General features: G+C 65.2%; 14 protein-coding genes and 1 pseudogene. 6 read left to right on the top strand and 9 right to left on the bottom strand.

Translation table 11 applies throughout. The annotated features are described in order from the left end of the window. Positions 1-543: 543 nt before the first annotated feature. Complete coding sequence (locus ACFQW8_RS02210) at positions 544-1647, bottom strand: hypothetical protein (RefSeq protein WP_380085347.1); 1104 nt, start codon at positions 1645-1647, stop codon at positions 544-546. Positions 1648-1844: 197 nt separating this feature from the next. Between ACFQW8_RS02210 and ACFQW8_RS02205 the strand changes: the two genes are divergently transcribed. Next, on the top strand, positions 1845-2681 hold the full coding sequence (locus tag ACFQW8_RS02205) for a hypothetical protein (RefSeq protein WP_380085346.1): 837 nt from the start codon (positions 1845-1847) through the stop codon (positions 2679-2681). Between the two features lie 578 nt (positions 2682-3259). Here the strand turns inward: ACFQW8_RS02205 and ACFQW8_RS02200 are convergent. Together ACFQW8_RS02200 and ACFQW8_RS02195 are read right to left on the bottom strand one after the other, a co-directional pair. Then, positions 3260-4171, bottom strand: a complete 912-nt coding sequence (locus ACFQW8_RS02200) for a hypothetical protein (protein ID WP_380085345.1) — start codon at positions 4169-4171, stop codon at positions 3260-3262. A 574-nt stretch (positions 4172-4745) separates the two neighbouring features. Then, complete coding sequence (locus ACFQW8_RS02195) at positions 4746-5339, bottom strand: recombinase family protein (RefSeq protein WP_380085344.1); 594 nt, start codon at positions 5337-5339, stop codon at positions 4746-4748. Positions 5340-5767: 428 nt separating this feature from the next. On the opposite strand from ACFQW8_RS02195, the gene ACFQW8_RS02190 reads away from it, so the two are divergent. Continuing rightward, positions 5768-6658, top strand: a complete 891-nt coding sequence (locus ACFQW8_RS02190; protein WP_380085343.1) for a tyrosine-type recombinase/integrase — start codon at positions 5768-5770, stop codon at positions 6656-6658. 283 nt (positions 6659-6941) lie between these two features. On the opposite strand, the gene ACFQW8_RS02185 is transcribed toward ACFQW8_RS02190, so the two are convergent. The 3 genes from ACFQW8_RS02185 to ACFQW8_RS02175 form a co-directional block, all read right to left on the bottom strand. Further along, positions 6942-7208 carry a hypothetical protein gene (locus ACFQW8_RS02185; protein ID WP_380085342.1) on the bottom strand — a complete coding sequence of 89 codons (267 nt, stop codon included), beginning with the start codon at positions 7206-7208 and terminating at the stop codon, positions 6942-6944. Between the two features lie 65 nt (positions 7209-7273). Then, positions 7274-8164: a hypothetical protein gene (locus tag ACFQW8_RS02180; protein ID WP_380085341.1), complete on the bottom strand. Its 891-nt coding sequence runs from the start codon at positions 8162-8164 to the stop codon at positions 7274-7276. A gap of 180 nt (positions 8165-8344) precedes the next feature. After that, positions 8345-9349: a DUF4192 domain-containing protein gene (locus ACFQW8_RS02175; protein WP_380088563.1), complete on the bottom strand. Its 1005-nt coding sequence runs from the start codon at positions 9347-9349 to the stop codon at positions 8345-8347. Between the two features lie 753 nt (positions 9350-10102). Here ACFQW8_RS02175 and ACFQW8_RS02170 point away from each other — a divergent pair. Next, positions 10103-10195 (top strand): annotated as a pseudogene (locus ACFQW8_RS02170) (DUF2510 domain-containing protein); the annotation flags it as partial. 185 nt (positions 10196-10380) lie between these two features. Here ACFQW8_RS02170 and ACFQW8_RS02165 read toward each other — a convergent pair. Further along, on the bottom strand, positions 10381-10770 hold the full coding sequence (locus tag ACFQW8_RS02165; RefSeq protein ID WP_380088683.1) for a hypothetical protein: 390 nt from the start codon (positions 10768-10770) through the stop codon (positions 10381-10383). On the opposite strand from ACFQW8_RS02165, the gene ACFQW8_RS02160 reads away from it, so the two are divergent. Both ACFQW8_RS02160 and ACFQW8_RS02155 read left to right on the top strand, forming a co-directional pair. Then, positions 10763-11524: a GmrSD restriction endonuclease domain-containing protein gene (locus tag ACFQW8_RS02160; protein WP_380088561.1), complete on the top strand. Its 762-nt coding sequence runs from the start codon at positions 10763-10765 to the stop codon at positions 11522-11524. The genes ACFQW8_RS02165 and ACFQW8_RS02160 overlap by 8 nt on opposite strands. A gap of 86 nt (positions 11525-11610) precedes the next feature. Further along, a complete protein-coding gene (locus ACFQW8_RS02155) occupies positions 11611-12243 on the top strand; it encodes a potassium channel family protein (protein ID WP_380085340.1) in 633 nt (210 codons plus the stop codon). A 47-nt stretch (positions 12244-12290) separates the two neighbouring features. Here ACFQW8_RS02155 and ACFQW8_RS02150 read toward each other — a convergent pair whose 3' ends face one another. Further along, positions 12291-13187 (bottom strand): FG-GAP repeat domain-containing protein, encoded by an 897-nt coding sequence (locus tag ACFQW8_RS02150; RefSeq protein WP_380085339.1) that lies wholly within the window; start codon positions 13185-13187, stop codon positions 12291-12293. Positions 13188-13828: 641 nt separating this feature from the next. Here ACFQW8_RS02150 and ACFQW8_RS02145 point away from each other — a divergent pair. After that, positions 13829-15526, top strand: coding sequence for an HNH endonuclease family protein (locus tag ACFQW8_RS02145; protein WP_380085338.1), 1698 nt, complete (start codon positions 13829-13831; stop codon positions 15524-15526). On the opposite strand, the gene ACFQW8_RS02140 is transcribed toward ACFQW8_RS02145, so the two are convergent. After that, on the bottom strand, positions 15416-16234 hold the full coding sequence (locus ACFQW8_RS02140) for a DUF6308 family protein (RefSeq protein WP_380085337.1): 819 nt from the start codon (positions 16232-16234) through the stop codon (positions 15416-15418). The genes ACFQW8_RS02145 and ACFQW8_RS02140 overlap by 111 nt on opposite strands. Positions 16235-16804 lie beyond the last annotated feature (570 nt).

Genomic DNA, 16804 nt, shown 5'->3' with positions numbered 1-16804 from the left:
GCCCTACAGCCAAGCACCGCAGGAGCTCGGCGGGGAACGCGAACTGGGCACCCGCCCCCCACGCGCTGCCGCGCGCGGGGGGGGGTTATACGGAAACAGATCTGTGAGCAAGGGCGTCGCAGAGCTCTGTCTGGTCCAAGCGAGACGACGGCATGGGTCCGCTGCCCGCTCTCACAGTGGCATAACACAGCAGTCAGAAAGGACTACTGATGTCTCAGTCGCAGGACGAGTGCGGAAGAGCCGCATTGTCTGAGGACGCGCACACGGTGCGGGGATGAGCCGAAGCGCGACGGTGGAGACTGAAGCGTGCCGCCAAGCGATGGAGCGACTCTCGCAGCAGCACCTCAGGTTAGGTTCCACGGGACTTCCATCCGGACAGCTCTGCGCTGCGCGCCCTTGGAACCCAGGGACTTCCCATGGAGGCCATTGCCCAATCCTGGCGGGTCGCCCCTGTCTGGGATGCAACGCTTACCAGACTCGGGACCATCATCCTGGGTTTGGCGGGACCAGGCGGCGCGCCGCCGATCGGTGGGACCTGGACTGCTACACGTCGGCCCAAGGATCGAGGAAGGCCTCCGGCCGCTTCCAGCCACCAATAACCTCGGAGGTCACGTCGCGGTCATGCAACGCGGAGACCTCTGGATCTTGAGGGGCCCCGTATTGGGCCATACTTGCGGTGACGAAGGCGCGCCTTCGTGCTCCAGCGACGCCGATGGCAAGGTCAAGACTTATTTCGTCCAGCGACCCGTAGATCTCCGCAAGCGGATGTGGCGACGATTCCGTCACGTCCCGAGTAGTTGCGTGGTGGCACGTGATTCTGAAGGCCCCGGGTGCCGTCGCAACCACCTGCCTATCTCGTACATGGACGCCGAATCGAGGTGGTGGCGGAGCTGGGGGAGCAGGCTCCCCGTTCATTTTCAGGTAGCCGGTAGGGGAAGCGTTGCGAATGCGCACCTCCGGACGAGCTTCGAAGTCACCCGCACGCAGGCGCACGTGTAGGTCTCCTTGCGGGAGGACCAGGACCCCATCTCCGACATGCTCGATGAAGATCGTCGCCGCCAAGTTCACCGTGATACGTGCCGTGCAAGACCCGATGACGCCATGGGCTTCCTTCATTTTCACGAGGATCTGCTCCACGCGCAGATGGGCGGCGGTGACAGTGAACTTAGGGACTAGCAACGTCGGCTTCAGCATGTCCAGAACCTCATGCCGGTACGCGCTTCGAGTGTGGGCCCCTGAACGCATTGGGACGTCGCGCACGCCGTCACTGCCAACGACGAGGTAGGGATACTCATCGGTTGAGAACAGTAGGCCGGTCACGTACTCACCTTCGCCAAGAGCCACTTGCTGATGCCGGACCAACCGAGGCGTGACCTTCTCGTCGAACGATTTGGCCGTCTGCGCGAACCATTCTCCCGCTTCGAAGTTTCCGGGCTCGTGAACTGCTCCTGTGGCTTCATCGATCCCGACGATCAGGACTAACCACTCGCCCGCCTGCCGGTTGGCCGAGCCGGCAAGTTGGCGGGCACCCTTCTTAGGATCTGGCCAAGTCCGCTTTACCTCGACCCCATCGTCCTCAACAGAGTGCCCATTGCGAACGGCCTTCACTCGTTCGCGAATGAGTATCTCGAACTGCTGGGGTCTCATGATGGCTCCTTCGCCGTCCGTACGTGGGCCTGTCTGGGTGCGTCAGACGTTCCCAGCTCCCAGCAGTTAAGTCCTTCGCATGTGCCGACTTCAACTCCACGGATGCGACGTGCCTCCATACGCAAGAGTGTCACGCCACGCGGCCATGCGTGGGATGACTAGGCTCGAAGCAATCGGAGCCGTGAGGGGGAGCGTTGGTGAGCAGCGTCAGGCTGGCAACCTTAGTAATCGCATGGCTTGACGATCATCCGCGTGTCGTCCGCTTAGTGCTTGTTCTGTCGGCCGCTGCGCTCCTGCTGCTGGGGTGGCTAGGTGCCGGATTCTCAGAGGTGGAGTGGAAGTGGCTCCATGACCACCACCCTCTACTGCGGCAACTTGCCGCTGTACCCACGACCGTGTGGGCTGCGTACGAAGCGACCCGCGATGTTGTCCACGGCCGCAACGATGAACGGGAGAAGGCGTTTGTAGACCAAGTGGACGAGCTGTTAGTTGAACTTCAAGACGAATGCGCGCGCCAAAACATTGCTTCACGGACTTATCACTGCGGCGTCATCGTCTGGCGCTTGGAGGAGCTTTCGAAAGAGGACCGAAAGTCTGGTGAGTCACGGCGACCCCTGGAGAGAGTCGCGAGCCGACCGATGCGGTACAGGCGCAGTACCTCTGGGCTGCAGTGGCGGGAGGGAATGGGTGTAGCCGGTGTCGCGCTAGCCGCGCATCAAGACCTTGGTGTAGACGTACACGAAGTTTGGGGACCACTTGTTGACGCCTCCCAAGACGAGTGGGAGCAGGCGTCAGAGCAGGTTAGGCAGGGGCTCACGTATGAGGAGTTCAAACGAGCGGTCGGCGCTTCGCCGTCCGGTCTGCCAAACCAGAAGGCGGGCCCGTTCATCTTGGCAGTACCGATCTGGCATGGGGCAAAAGGAGTCGGAGTCGGGGTACTAGACACGCCGCCAGAGATGAAGTTGGCTGTCACCGAGTCGAAAGCACGTGATCTTCTGTACGCGCTGACCGTCAGTCAGTTAGAGGACCAGTGACGCCTGTCAGTCGTCCCTGGCATCGTGATGAGTGTTGGATCTCGACGAGAAGGAGAAGCCCGTGGCACGAGCGATGACCCCCTCTGTATCAACTTGGGTGCGGCTAGGCCCCGGCATCTACAAGAGCGCTCGACCCGTCGACGGAGTAGCGGCCAGGAAGTTGATGCAGGAACGTCTAGAGCGAGCCGGCCGGCAGCCGAACCTCAAGCACAAGAGGTGACGGCGTTCAGCCGTAGTTACGCGACTGACACAGCCGACTGGATCGACGGTCGGCTGGCCCTCGGTTGGCCTTTCCTTGCACTGCCGTCTTGAAGGTCTTGGTCGGAGTCAGGTGCGGATGCCGTCCCGTCCAAGGCCCAAGATCGTTTGGGGCCGCCTGCCGTCGTTACATGATCCCCGACTTCGTCAATCAGGTCGCATCCGACTTGTACGTGGACATCGAACGTGTTCCGAGGCGCGCTGTTCGAGGGGTCATCGACTCCCTAGCTGGCACACCGTCGGTCGGGTCACCGAGGACCGTGTGTTCGTCGGTCAGCAGCCGGTTGCGCTGAGTGCCTGCGATGAGATGTTGATTCAGGTCAGGTGCGCTCGTGAGGACGTAGATCTGTTGGCGCGTCCTCATTCTGGACAACCCCACCAGTCCCCATGCTGCCTTTTTCCAAACCGAGCAACCGTACGATTTCGGTTCCAGCCATCTCATTCGTTGCGAAGTGCCTCGCCACCCAGACTGTCGCGACGCCGTCGTGCACGACTGTGGCCTGGCGGTCGCCAGATTGTTGCGATGAAATGAGCGTCGTCAGGAGCGGCGCCCACTCGGCCCGATTGCTGTGCGCCAATGCGAGCCCCCGCACCGGCGCCGCGCTCACCGTCGCATTTGGGTAACGCTCGCCCTGATCCAGGCGAGTGGAAACGTAGTCGACCGGCTCCCCGAAAACTCGGGACTTGTCGAATCGAGGGTTGCGAAGTTCGTAGATATTCAAGAGGCCTTGAGCGGGCTCTAGGGCCAGCAGCACATGCTCCTGGCTCTGCCTCAGACCTGCTGCCGCTCGAAAGAGGACGCTTTCCCCGAGTCGCTCTATCGCCAACCGCAACAGATGGCACACGTCCACGAAGTCTTCGACCTGACCGCGGGACGGCACCGTATACTCGTGTTCAGCAAGGTTTCGCTCGAGGTTTAACTTGCGGAATACGTTGAAAGAAATAAGGCCAACGTCGTCCAAAAGGCCCAACTTTTCTGGGAAGCGCAGCTTGGTGTTCTGCGCCAGCATTCCGTAGTTCTGAAGAAGGGTGTCTATCATTAGATGCAGAGATCGCTTCGCATTACCCAATGCGTTGATTGGCCCTTGGTTGCCATCACCTGCCAGATCGCTCTTCGCGTAGGCCAAGTAGTCGTCAGCAGTGACTTGCGTTGCAACCGGCAGCCCACTCATTTCAGAAACCGGCGATAAATACGTGAATGGTCCGTCGTCGAAGAAGTACGTAACGGCCATGCCACGATAACCTACAGCTCGTGGCCCTTGAAAGTGTTAGCAGGTGCCAGGACAACTTCGGCCGCACCCTCCCGCACTCCAACGGCGGGGCGGCGACGCACCTCCAGTCCGGGGGGTCCTCCTTGGTCTGCTGCGGCCGAATAGGCACGTCACGCTCTGAAACGCGCCCTGGCGTGTCCCTTCGTGGCGCGGCCTAGACGTCCCTGATTGCCGCGGAGAGTGCGCGCCAACGTGCCGGTCAGCGGACGTACATCGCCGGGGTCGTAGCTTACTGATGTGGAAGCAGACGCGCCCAGACTCGTCGAGCGGTGGCCCAAACTCGCTCGTCAGGTCCGAAACCCCATGGGACCTCATACCCCGACTGGTCTGCCCGTCTCGGCACCACAGCGCGGAGCACCCAATAGGCCCTGGCCGCCGCAAAGCGGTACCGCGACATGTGAGGCAAGCGCGTCTTTAATCGTCCGCTCATTGCGCGGTGAGTGAGCGCGGCGCTCTGGGCCCATGCCTGGGCAAAAACACGAAAAGGACTCCTGGCCCCCACGCGCCGCGGCGCGTGGGGGCCAGAGGGTCTTGGCTATCCCGCCGCAGACGGGGTCGTGAGTGCGTCATACAGGGTCTGCCGCGCAATCCCCAAGCGGCGAGCAATGACCGCCTTCGGCACACCTGTGCTGATCTCAGCTCGAGCCGCGGCTACCTGGGCGCCATTGAGCCTGCGGGCTCGGCCGCGGTAGACGCCCCGAGCTCTGGCAGCGTCGATCCCTTCGCGCTGCCGATCGCGGATCAGTGCCCGCTCGAGCTGGGCGAACGCGCCCATCACCTGCAGTTGGAAGACGGACAAGGGGTCGGCCTTACCAGTGGCCTGGAAGCTCAGGCCTTCCTTGAGAAAGCGGACGGTGACGCCACGAGCCGTAAGCCGACTGACGAGCTGGTCGAGGTCCACGACGGACCGTGCCAGGCGGTCCATGGAGGACACCACGATTACGTCCTGGTCGCGGAGGTGAGTGAGCATGGCCGACAGTGCCGGGCGGTCGGTGCTGCCACCGGACGAGTGGTCCGTGAACCAGCGGTCCGGTTCGGAGCCTAGTGCGGCTTGGATGGCGATGATCTGACGATCGGGGTTCTGGTCGACAGTAGAGACGCGGACGTAGCCGATGACCTGTCCGGGCATATCTAGACCTCCTTGCAGTTGTGTCCAACAACGTGAAGAAGGGCCCCAAATGGACGGTCAGGGGCCCTCGAGGTGGGTGTCCGGTTGGGGTCTACCCCAAGCAGACACATGCGACGATGCGGTGAGTCGGCGGGCAGGCTGATCGACCCTGCATGGGAATCCCTATCCCCGGGGACCTCATTCGCTCCGAATCGGTTGCCAAGGGGGTTGGCAACAGCGGCAGGGTGTCACCGCATTAGCTGAGACGGTGGGGGCCGCTTATCTCGCCCCGGCTGAGTCTTCAAGGATTGGGGAGACGCGGCGGGCCAGGCCCCTAAAGTGCCGGCATCGTATCTCCCGGTGAGCGCCAGCGTCGGTCCCGAGTCCCGACAGGAGCGAGGGACACGAACTATGGCATAGGGCACCGCGGCGCAGGTTGACTCGTGCCCATGACCATCACCAAACTATCCGCGCTGACGGAGGATTACCTCAGGCCGTACACCGGCCACACGCTCGAGCTATACACCTTCTACCTCGACCGCTTCTACGGCTGGTGCGCGGACGAGGGGATAGACCCCGCCTTGGCTGTGCGCTCCCAGGTTGAGCGGTACATCCAGCACCTGCTTGTGGGACGCCGACTGTCGCCAGCCAGTGTCTGCACCGCCCTGACTCCGGTCCGTGGCCTCTACCGGTTCGCACACCAAGAGTGCCTGATCGCAAGGGACCCTGCGCAGTACGCCCGGCGCCCGCGGATCACCAGCATGCCCAGGGACACGTCGGGCCTGGACCGGTTCCAAATGCAGGCGTTCCTCTTGGCCGGCCAGAACAGCGGCGGGCGCTACTACGCTGCGGCCTACCTACTGGCGTGCATGGCGCTGCGCGCCGCCGAAGCGTGCTCTATCCGCGTCGAGGACTACCAGAAGACCATACGAGGACACCGGGTCCTCGAGTTCCACGGCAAGGGCGGCGCTCCAGCGCGCATGCCGATTCCCGCGCCGGTCATCCGAGCCCTCGATGCGGCCGCTGACGGCCGCTCAAGCGGGAACCTCTTACTGCGCCGGGACGGCGGCGATCTCAGTCGACAAGGGCTCGGCACCATCACCAACACACTGGGTCGACGGGCTGGCATCAGCCAAGTGGTCGTTCGACCACACCTGCTTCGGCACAATTGCATCACCAACGCGTTGGAGTCTGGGGCGTCGATCCGTAAGGTGCAGGACTTGGCTCGCCACACAGAGCCAAGGACAACAATGCGTTACGACCGCAACCGGACCAGTTTGGACGACCACGCGATTCACTCGCTCGTTGCCTACCTTGCTCCGACGCATGAGGATGATTGAGCGGTATCAGGTTGCTTGGCGCGGCCTAAGGCGTGTGCCCTGCCGTGTCTGTTGTGCTGTGTCGACCCTTTTTTGGGGCGCCTCGATCGCCGCCTTGGGTGCGTCATCCCTGCCCTTTGATACGGGAACGGTGGTACCCGGCAGGCCCCCAGCTGCCACTCTCTCGGCGTTCTCGAGGCTCGTCTATCTCCGGCGGAAACTTTCCAAACCCGTAATGCCACCGTGCACGGAGCTTCGCTGTCGTCGGTCACGGGGACCGCTCTGAGCTCGTGCAGGGCGGTGGTCATGGCTCGTCCTCGTAGTCGTACCCGCGGTCGTAGGAGCCGCGGTCGGCCCACGCGGAGGCAGGGGCGGCGCCTTGGATGCGTTGGGTGCCGGCGAGGACGTCGACGACGCCTTCGATGGCCTTGGAGCAGACCAGGACGATGGCGGCTAGTTCGCGGACGGAGCGCAGCCCGGCTGACCCGGCCTCAGGTGAGTGCTCGCGGAGCTTGGTGTAGGCGACGACGGCAAGGGATGCGGCCGCGGCGATGGCGAAGACGATCAGCATGGGTGGTCCTCCTATAGGGAAGGGCTGGCGGGGCCGCTCCGGCCCCGCCAGCGGTTCGGTGGTGGTCAGTGCCGGCTGTGGCGCCGGCGTGCGCGGGCCTGATCCTGCTGCTGTGCGCGGCGTTCGGCGCGGTTGCGCGGCTCGAGGTCGAGTCCCTGATCACCCTCGTCGTCGGTGAGACCTTGGCCGTTGGAGTCAGTGGTTGCGGCAGGCACGTCGAACACCGGCTCTGGCGGTCGCCCGCCCTGAGCCGGAACCGCCGCCGCGACGGGGTCGGATGCCGACCGTCGGAAGGCGCTTGGCATCCCGGGTGCTAGGACGAACGGGAGAGCCAGGAGCTCGAGTGCCACGCGCAGCCACATGGTCGGGACCAGAAGGCCGAGGGCGCGGTGAGCGATGACGCTGTGAGTGAGCGGATGGATCGTCGTGCACAGGCCCCTCAGCGCTTGCACAAGCTGGCGGACCGCCGGGTGTGACGCCACGGCGTGGACAGCCGAGGCGACCATGGCGCCGGCGCTGGACAGGGCCGCAGACAGGCGGATTCCGGTGGCGCCTCCCCGGGCCAGCAGGCGGTGGGTCCGCGCCCACACGTGGCGGCCGAAGGTGGCGAGGGTTTTGCCGACGGCTCGGGCCCAGCGCGCTGCGGTGCGCCGCACCGGCGGGGTGCTCAGGACGGCGGCGGCAAGCGGGAGGACCCCGATGGACCGCAGGAACCGTGACGCGTCTTGCAAGCGACTCGCGGCCCAGCCCAGCAGCCGGTGCTCGCTGACCTCGTCGAGCAGGGTGCGTGCGTGACGTAGGACCCAGCTGGCAGCGCCGCGCGGAAGGGACAGGAGGGTGTCGAGGGCTTGGCGGGCCCTGCGGCGGAGGGAGAGCAAGAACCCGAACTTCTGCTTCTGCTGAGTCGGGTCTGGTACCGCATACAGCGGGGCCCGGTCGTAGGTGGCTGTGCTCATGATGGTGTTTCTCCTTCGTGGGTGATTGGGGCGTACTGGCTTGGGCTTGCGAAGGGCCCGAAGGACCGACTGGGTTGTGTCTAGATGCGGTTCTAATGAGGTCTTTAGCGAGGGTCCTTCGGGTCCTTCGGGCATGAGAAAGGCCCGCCGATGTCGGCGGGCCTGCAGGGTGGCTGGGGGTTATCGGCGGGGTGGGATGGCCAGGTCGAGGATGCGCTCGAGCAACAGGGCGAGCCGGTAGTCCGGTTGGCAGCGGAGGGCCCGGTTGATGGCGACCCGTGCCAGGGCGCCGTCGCCACGCCACCACGCCCAAGTGGCGAGCACGCCGAGCGGTGGGGCGGCGTGGCTGTCTGGGGTCATGGCGCATAGCCGTACCAGCCGGTCCTGCAGTCGGCTGTGGGTGCGGACCCGGTCCCAGCCGCTGTCGGTCTCCCACGCCGGTGTCGGCAGCGAGCGAAGCAGTCCGCCAGTGGTCCCCGGGACGTCGTCGGGGTCGAGGGTTCCCGGAGTCAGTCGGGCGACGAGAAGGTCACGGACGGAGACGTCGTGGATGGCAAGGACGGCGCGGGACGCGACCTTCGGTGTCATCTGCGGAATGCCGTCCCGGGTGTCCAAAACGACAGGCCACGCCGAGCAGTACAGCTCGAGGAGGCCTTGGTCATCCGTGCGTGCACTGTAGCGGGCGATGTGCCGGGCCACTGCCGCAGCGTCAGCCCTCGGTTCCACGACTGCGGCCAGGGCGTCGCGAGACGACAGAGGTGCAACGCCGGCAGCGACGAGCTCCGTGACTGCGGTCGACGTCGCTGGATCGGATGCCGACACCTCGCCGGTGTCCAGCGACCGCCAGCCGTAGCGCGTCACCAAGATGCGGTCGTGTACCCGCACCCCAACCTCCGTGCAAGCCTTTCCCGCGAGGTCGATTACCTCGGCAATCGGGCGGTCGCCCTCATAGCCCAAGACGATGACCGCCTCGGGGTCGGCCTTGGCCATCCCGGCCAGGAGGTCGCTAAGTGCGGGGTGGATCTCTTGCGTGGGGGGCAATGGCTGATGCGCGGTGAGGCAGATCCGCTCTTGGCGCAGACAGACCAAGACGAGGGCGTTGCTGGGGTGATACCCGAGTAGATGGGGCAGGAGTGCGACCAGGTCGGCTCTGCCGCGCACCCTGATCAAAGGGGCTGTGGACATAGCGGTATCTCGCTTTCCGTGGGGTTGCCCGGAAGCATCCGGACATGAAGAAAGGCCCGCCACGCGTGTGGCGAGCCTCGGCGAGGTGGGTTTCTCCAGTCCAAGAGTGGACGTGGTTATCCCTACCTCATGAGATCCATTTTACCACTCAGTTCTGTTGCGGCACAGCCATATTGGGAGCAGCGTGGCTTCTCGGCCCTCACCTCAAGATCACGTACCGTTGGGTGCATGAGGCTCATGATGACGAGGCGTTCAGGACGACGCGCGGAGCGCCTTGCCCGGTTGGAGGAGTTGGAGCGAAGAGTCGATGTGGGGATTGCTCGGTTCGAGGAAAGCTTGGAACGTGTCAACATCGCTCTGCAGGTGTCCGAGAGGGCACTCCGACGTTTCGAGGAGACTTGGGCGCTCAGGCATGCGGGTGATCAGCCGAGGGCCTGCGCCACTGGCGGATCGAGCCTTGACGTTCTGTCCGCCCCGTCACGGAGCGTCGGAGCGGGGTTGGACCAGTGACCCAAGTCTTTCCCGTGGCTCCACGTGTACCTGTAGCGAAACTCAGTCGAACGCAGATGCCATGATGCTGGGAGCCCTTTCGCTCTCTTGGTCGTAGGCCGCGGGGAAGGACACGTCCATCTCAGCTGGGGGGTTCGTGCTCGGCACTTTCCTTCAGAATCGCACCCCGGCACTGAAATCGCCGACTACCGTTACAGATGCCCCTTCGGCAGGGGGGGCCGTCGACGCGGGGACAGTGGTGGCATGAACGCTCCATCGGGGTGGTATTCAACCTTAGAAGGCAATCTCAGGTACTGGGACGGAGCCCAATGGACGAACCACATCGCACCCTCGCCCGCGACGCAAGCTCGTAAACAGTCGCCCACTCTCGCGCTGTCGGCAGAGAACGGGACACACTCAAGTGCTGGCTCGGCCAGACAGGGTGTCATGGCGAGCTGGCTCGGCTGGGGCGGTTTGGGTCTGGCCGCCATTCTTGGCGCCGTCAGCACAGGGGTCAGCGGCTTATTCGCTCTTTCAGGCTCCTACATCTTCGTGGTGGCGGTCCTCGCCTTGATCCGTGGACGCATTGGCTGGGCGCGCCTGAGAAGCAGAGCGACGGCCAGTGGGGCGCTGGGGATCGCCATGGCGCTGACTCTGGTCGGCGCAGCGACCGCGACGCCGCCCGAGCCGGCTCCCCAAGCAGCTGCCCCGTCGCCGTCCCGCGCGACGAAGAGCAAGTCCCCGACACCCACGGCAACGCCGACAGCCACCCCTACTCCGACGCCGACGCCGACGCCGACGGCCACTGCGACGCGCACCGCAAGTTCGGTGCCTACACCGAAAGCAACACCAAAGACGACGCCGTCACCGGCGAAGTCAACCGTCCCCCCGGTCACAGCTGCCAAGGGCACCGCGTTGACCGCAGTGGCCACGCTGACCGTCAAGGGCCGCGCCCCGAAGACCGGGTACTCCCGGGAGCAGTTCGGGCAGGCCTGGTTCGACAGCGACCGGAACGGCTGCGACACCCGCAACGACCTGCTTCGCCGAGACCTCAAGAAGAGGTCCATGAAGAACTCGTGCAAGGTGCTGGCTGGCACGCTGACATCTGATCCTTACACCGCCAAGCAGGTCCGGTTTGTGTACGGCGGACCCAGCGAGGTGGACATCGACCACGTCATCGCGCTGAGCGACGCTTGGCAGAAGGGTGCGGCCAAGTGGGCCCCCGCCAAAAGAGTCCAGTTCGCCAACGACCCGCTCAACCTCTTGGCCGTCTCCGCGGGAGCCAACCGCTCTAAGGGCGACGGGGATACTGCAACGTGGCTTCCGCTGAACAAGTCTTTCCGGTGCGCGTACGTGGCCCGGCAGGTTGCCGTTAAGGCTAGGTACGGGGTGTGGGTCACCGCGGCGGAACGAGACGCCATGGTTCGCGTTTTGAGTGTCTGCCCAACCCAGAAGTTGCCGACGTCCAAGGCCATCCCGCTTGGTGGCGGCACCATTGTGGCTACGCCTTCGACCCCGACACCGACCGCTCCAGCATCGACCAAGCCTTCCGCCCGTCTCGATCCCGATTTCGGCACCTGCCGGGAGGCCATTGACGCTGGGTACGGGCCGTACTACGAGGGCAAGGATCCCGAGTACGACTGGTACCGGGACGCTGACAGTGACGGCATCGTCTGCGAGCCGTAGGCCGCCCGGGGCCGTCGTGGGGACGACGCTGTGCGCATGGGCAGGACTGAGATGTCGACCCTGCACCGACGCCGTAGCATCCTGTCGTGACCCGGGTTGAGCGGTATGAGCGGCGATCCGAGATCCCGCTGCTGCTGCTCGCGGCCGCCTTCCTCGTGGCGTACGCCTGGCCGGTCCTTGACCCCCGCCTCGACCTAGGCCTGCGCACCAAGCTGACGGCTCTATCGTGGACTGTCTGGGTGGCCTTCGCGGTCGACTTCCTCGTTCGGATCGTGCTTGCCGAGGAGAGGGCCAGATATGCGGCACGCCACTGGTACGACGTCGTCCTGATCGCCCTGCCACTGCTGAGGCCGCTCCGCCTTCTTCGGATCCTCGCACTGGCAAGGATCCTCAATCGCTCCGCCGCCAGCTCTCTCGTCGGCCGGGTGACCACCTACGTCGTCGGCGTGGCCGTCGTCGCGGTCGGGCTCGGCGCCGTGGCAACGCTCGACGCCGAACAGGACGTGCCTGACGCCAACATCAGGACCTTCGGTGACGCGCTGTGGTGGGCGGCGACCACCGTGACCACCGTCGGGTACGGGGACCGCTACCCCGTCACGACCGAAGGTCGCCTCATCGCCGTGGCGCTCATGCTCGTGGGCATCGCCATGGTTGGCGCCGTCACCGCGGCTGTGGCGGCGTGGATGGTGAGCCAAGTACAGAAGGAAGGGGCGGAGTGATCCTGATAGCTCCGCGTGGCGACTCACACCACAGCGATTGGCGCGGTTTACGTCTCGCAGCCGATGCCGTCGAGGTTGCCGTCGAAGTTGTGAGGATCGGGCTGGCGCACCACGAAGTTGCGGTACGCGATGTCGCCACAGTTAAGGTCCGGCGGGGGCGGAGGGATGCACACCGTCGGGTAGGACGGGTCGCACCCACCGGACGGCGGCGGGGGCGGCGGCGGTTGCGTCGGTGTCGTCGTCGTGGTCACCTCATAACGCAGGTACCAGGTCCCGTTTGAGGGGCGCCAGACGACGCGGTCGGCCTTGGCGTTCCCCAAGAAGTCACCCGCTTGGGGGACGTCACCGTTGCGGCCCCAGGTGACGGTGTCGCCGCCTCGGACGAACCAGACCCCAGAGCTTGGGCGCCACACGGCGATGCTCGAGGCAGCGCCACCGGTGTAGGTGGACGGCACCAGGCGGTCACCGGACTGACCCCATGCGTAGGTGCTCGCACCGCGGATGAACCACGTCCCCATTGAGGGTCGGAACACCGCCAGCTCGGCCTTCTTGTCAGCCGCGAGGTAGTTGGCGGGCGCGGGGACGTCACCGGACTGACCCCAGCGGATGTTGCCCAGACCGCGGATGTACCAAGTACCAGTGGACGGCCTGAACACGGCAAGGTCAGCCTTGCCGTCGCCGGTGTAGTCCGCGGCGACCGGGACGTCGCCTGCCTGCCCCCACCGGATGGCGGAGCCGCCACGTAGGTACCAGGTGCCGTTGGAGGGGCGGAAGACGGCGATGTCGGCTCTTCCATCACCGGTGAAGTCGGCCGCGGCGGGGAGGTCGGTCCTCACACCCCACTGGTAGTTGCCGACGTTGCGGACGTACCAGGTTCCGTTGCCGGGGCGCCAGACGGCCAGCTCGCGCCGTGCGTCGCCGCCGTAGTTGGCCGCCACAGGCACATCACCAAACTGGCCCCAGGCAACGGTGCTGGTCTGAATGGCGGTGCCAGCGGTTGCCGGACTCGACGCCGCAACCACTGCGCCCCCTGCCAGAACCGCCGCGCACAGCGCCGCCCACATGGACTTCCGTTTCATCAACGCCCACACCCCAAGTCGTGTTCACTACTGCCAAGCCGAATCGAACCACACCCCTCCCTACAAAGGACCGATTCCCGCAATTCGACGAAAACGTGCCGCCGACACCGGCGGGGGTGACCCAGCAAACGTCTCGCCCTACCCCGCCAGATCAGCCAATCCCGGGATACGGCCAGCCCAGGGTGAGAGACTCGGCCCTGAGTTTGTTGCTCAGGGATACGGGGTGCGCGATGCGTCGCGATGCGTGGTGGGGTCGGCTGGCACTGGGTCTGGTGGTGGCGTTGCTTTACGCAGGCGCAGCGCCTGCAACTGCTGCCGCGGAGCAAAGGGTTGCCTCGGCCGCTTCGCCGTCACGGCTGGTGCCGCTGGCGCCGAGCAGGGTGCTGGACACCCGCACGGGGGTCGGTGCACCGAAGGCTGTCATCGCCGCGGGGAGGTCTGTGACCCTGACGGTCACCGGGCGTGGTGGGGTCCCCGCCACGGGTGCTTCGGCCGTCGTCCTGAACGTGACCGTGACTCAGGCCGCACGGGCCGGGTGGGTGCAGGTCTACCCCACGGGTCAGGCGACGGTCGGCTCGTCGTCCAACCTCAACATCGAGTACACCGGCCAGAACATCGCCAACATGGTCACCGTCCCGGTCGGTGACAACGGCACCGTCACGCTGTACACCTCGGGTGGCGGGCACCTCCTCGTCGACGTCTTCGGCTACTACACCCCTGCCGCCTCCGTCGCCTCGGGCCGGTTCGCCGCCCTGACCCCGGCCCGGCTGCTCGACAGCAGGAACGGCACAGGCTCTCCCGCGCCCGTGAACCCGGGAGACACCAAGAACTGCGGGGACTTCGCCACATGGACCGCCGCGAACAACTGGTTTTGGACCTACTACCCGCACTACGGCGACGTGGCCCAGCTCGACGGCAATGACGACGGCGTCCCCTGCGAGAGCCTGAGCGGCGCCCCTGCCACCGCTCGACCGCCGGCGCGTGCCAAGCCCGCGTCCGGGTCCCTGACGAAGTTCCAGGTCACCGGTCGCGGCGGTGTTCCTGGCGGCGCCTCAGCTGTCGTCCTCAACGTGACCGCCACGCAGGCGGCTGGTGGCGGCTGGCTGCAGGTGATGCCGACCAACGGCAGCGTTGCCCCGGGCGCCTACTCCAACGTCAACCTCATGCGCGTCGGTCAAACCGCCGCCGGGTTGACTACGGTGCCCCTGTCGAACGCGGGCACGGTCCAGATCTACACCAGCATTGCGACCCACCTCATCGCGGACGTCGCCGGCTACTACACCGGCGCTTCGGACGAGGTCACCAGTCGCGGCCTGTTCGTCCCCATCACTCCCAGCCGGATCAAGGACACCCGCTCCGCCACCAAGCCCGCCTCTGGGTCCACGGTGAGCCTGGCCCCCGCAGGCAAAGGCGGCATCCCCACCACCGGAGCTGCGGCGATCGCGCTGAACCTCACCGCCACGCAGGCCACCGGGGTGGGCTACCTACAGGTCTACCCCACCGGGCAAGGAACTCCGGGCGCCTCATCCAACGTCAACACCGAACGCGCCGGCCAGACCATCGCAAACGCCGCCATGGCCAAGCTCGGCACCGGCGGCACCGCCACTGTGTACGTGTCCCGCTCGACTCATGTTTTCGGAGACGTCGCCGGGTACTTCACCGGGAACCCCGGTACCAGCGACCCCAGCCTTGACGGGCTGGTCGTCGCGCCGCAAAACACCACCGTGGCCTACAACCGCGACTCATGGAACCACTGGATTGACGCTGACTGGGACTGCCAGAACACCCGGCACGAGGTGCTCATCGCCACGTCCAGAGTTCAGCCCGTCCTGACTGCCGATGGCTGCGCCGCGGTCTCGGGGTCCTGGCTCGATCCCTACACCGGCCAGACCTGGCACCAAGCCACCGAGGTCCAGATCGACCACGTCGTCGCCCTGGCGAACGCCCACCGCTCTGGCGGGTGGGCCTGGACCGCGCAGCAGAAGGAAGCCTTCGCCAACGACGTGCTCACGCCGGAACTCGTGGCCGTCGAAGGATCCGTCAACCAGGCCAAGTCCGACAGCGGACCAGAGACCTGGAAACCACCACTGGCATCAGCCTGGTGCGACTACGCAAGCGACTGGACTGCGGTCAAGCGCAAGTACGCCCTCACGATTACCCAGGCCGAGCGCGACGCTCTTGTACAGATGCTGGCTACCTGCTGACAGGAAGTCTTGACGTGTTCGGCCAGGTGCCAAGAGGCCGCCGGGGCTTGCTCGACGCCAAGCTGCGACGTCAGTAGCCAACGTCTTGCCGTCGCGCCATGCGATTACGTCCAGCACCCGCAAGGCACTCACGGAAGCGGGAAGCTCGGCCTTATCCCGCAGGGCCAGGAGGCGGTGATGCAGAGCTTGGTTCCCTGCTCGCAGAGCCGCGTTCAACGGCAGCCAGTGGGCCTTGTCGAGCCCCATGACCTGGCGGAGCACATCGTCGTAGATCGGAACCAACCGGGGCCGCTTCCTGGCCATCAGCTTGCTTGCAATGGTGTGCCCCACTTCGGGCAACGTCCTCAGTTCCCGCTCCAGGGTCCACGCGGCCGAGTCGGGCGTGGTCTCCTCGGGTGCCACCTCGACGAAGTCTCGATCCTTGCCGACAGCCGCCAGGAGGTCGTTGAAGTAACCAGAGTCCGGCCCGAGCAGTCGGTATGCAGCCGGCGCTAAAACCTTGACCGATAGGAAGGTCACCGCCACAAGGTCATCAGCAGTGAATCGGTCGAGGTCGTCTGCGCGGTGACCTGTGCTGTCCCAGTCGTCGAACGCCGCCCCGGTGCACGAGCCCTTTGATCCAAAGGGCGGGTCGTAGTACCCGCGGAGCTGGGAGAGCGCCTGCTCGTCGGAGTCAGTCTGCAGGCTGGGTGGCAGTTCAAAGCTCATGTTCGCGAGTATGCGGTGAGGGCTCGCTGTCGGTGGGACGTGGGACGGTCGCGCTGTGCCCGACCCTCCCGCACGGGCCGTAGACCGAGGGCAAGGACCCGAAGTGCGAGCGGTACCAAGACCGCGACCATGACGGCATCGTGCGGGTGGCGGACTCAACTCGGCGCGACGATGATGGCCGATGAGTGTTCGGCGGACGCCGACATCGCTAGGGCTCACGGAAGCCCGCTGCTAGGTCGAGAGAAGGAATGGCGATGAGTGAACTCCGATCGAAATCCCGTAGGAGATGCTCAAGCTGTGGAGCGACTGACCCCAAGTGGCTAGTGGCATACAGATACGACCCCACCGAACTCGCGGGACGCCTACTCGTCTACTGCGACGAATGCCGTGGTCGTGAGGAGGGCAAGTACAGCTTGGTTCTCCCCACCGTCGTCCTAGACAAGAACCCAGATCTGATCATGACCCTCCTGTACCAGTGTGAAGTGACGAAGAGTGATCCGGATATCGCCCGTGAAGTCGTCGGAGTTCCAAAAGGGCCTTGGCTTTCGACGGCCAGACACCTCCTTACGG

It is taken from the genome of Knoellia altitudinis (assembly GCF_042666355.1).
GTDB classification, from domain to species: Bacteria; Actinomycetota; Actinomycetes; order Actinomycetales; family Dermatophilaceae; genus Knoellia; species Knoellia altitudinis.
The sequence above is the reverse complement of the archived record's forward strand: the minus strand, read 5'-3'. Positions and strand labels throughout refer to the sequence as shown.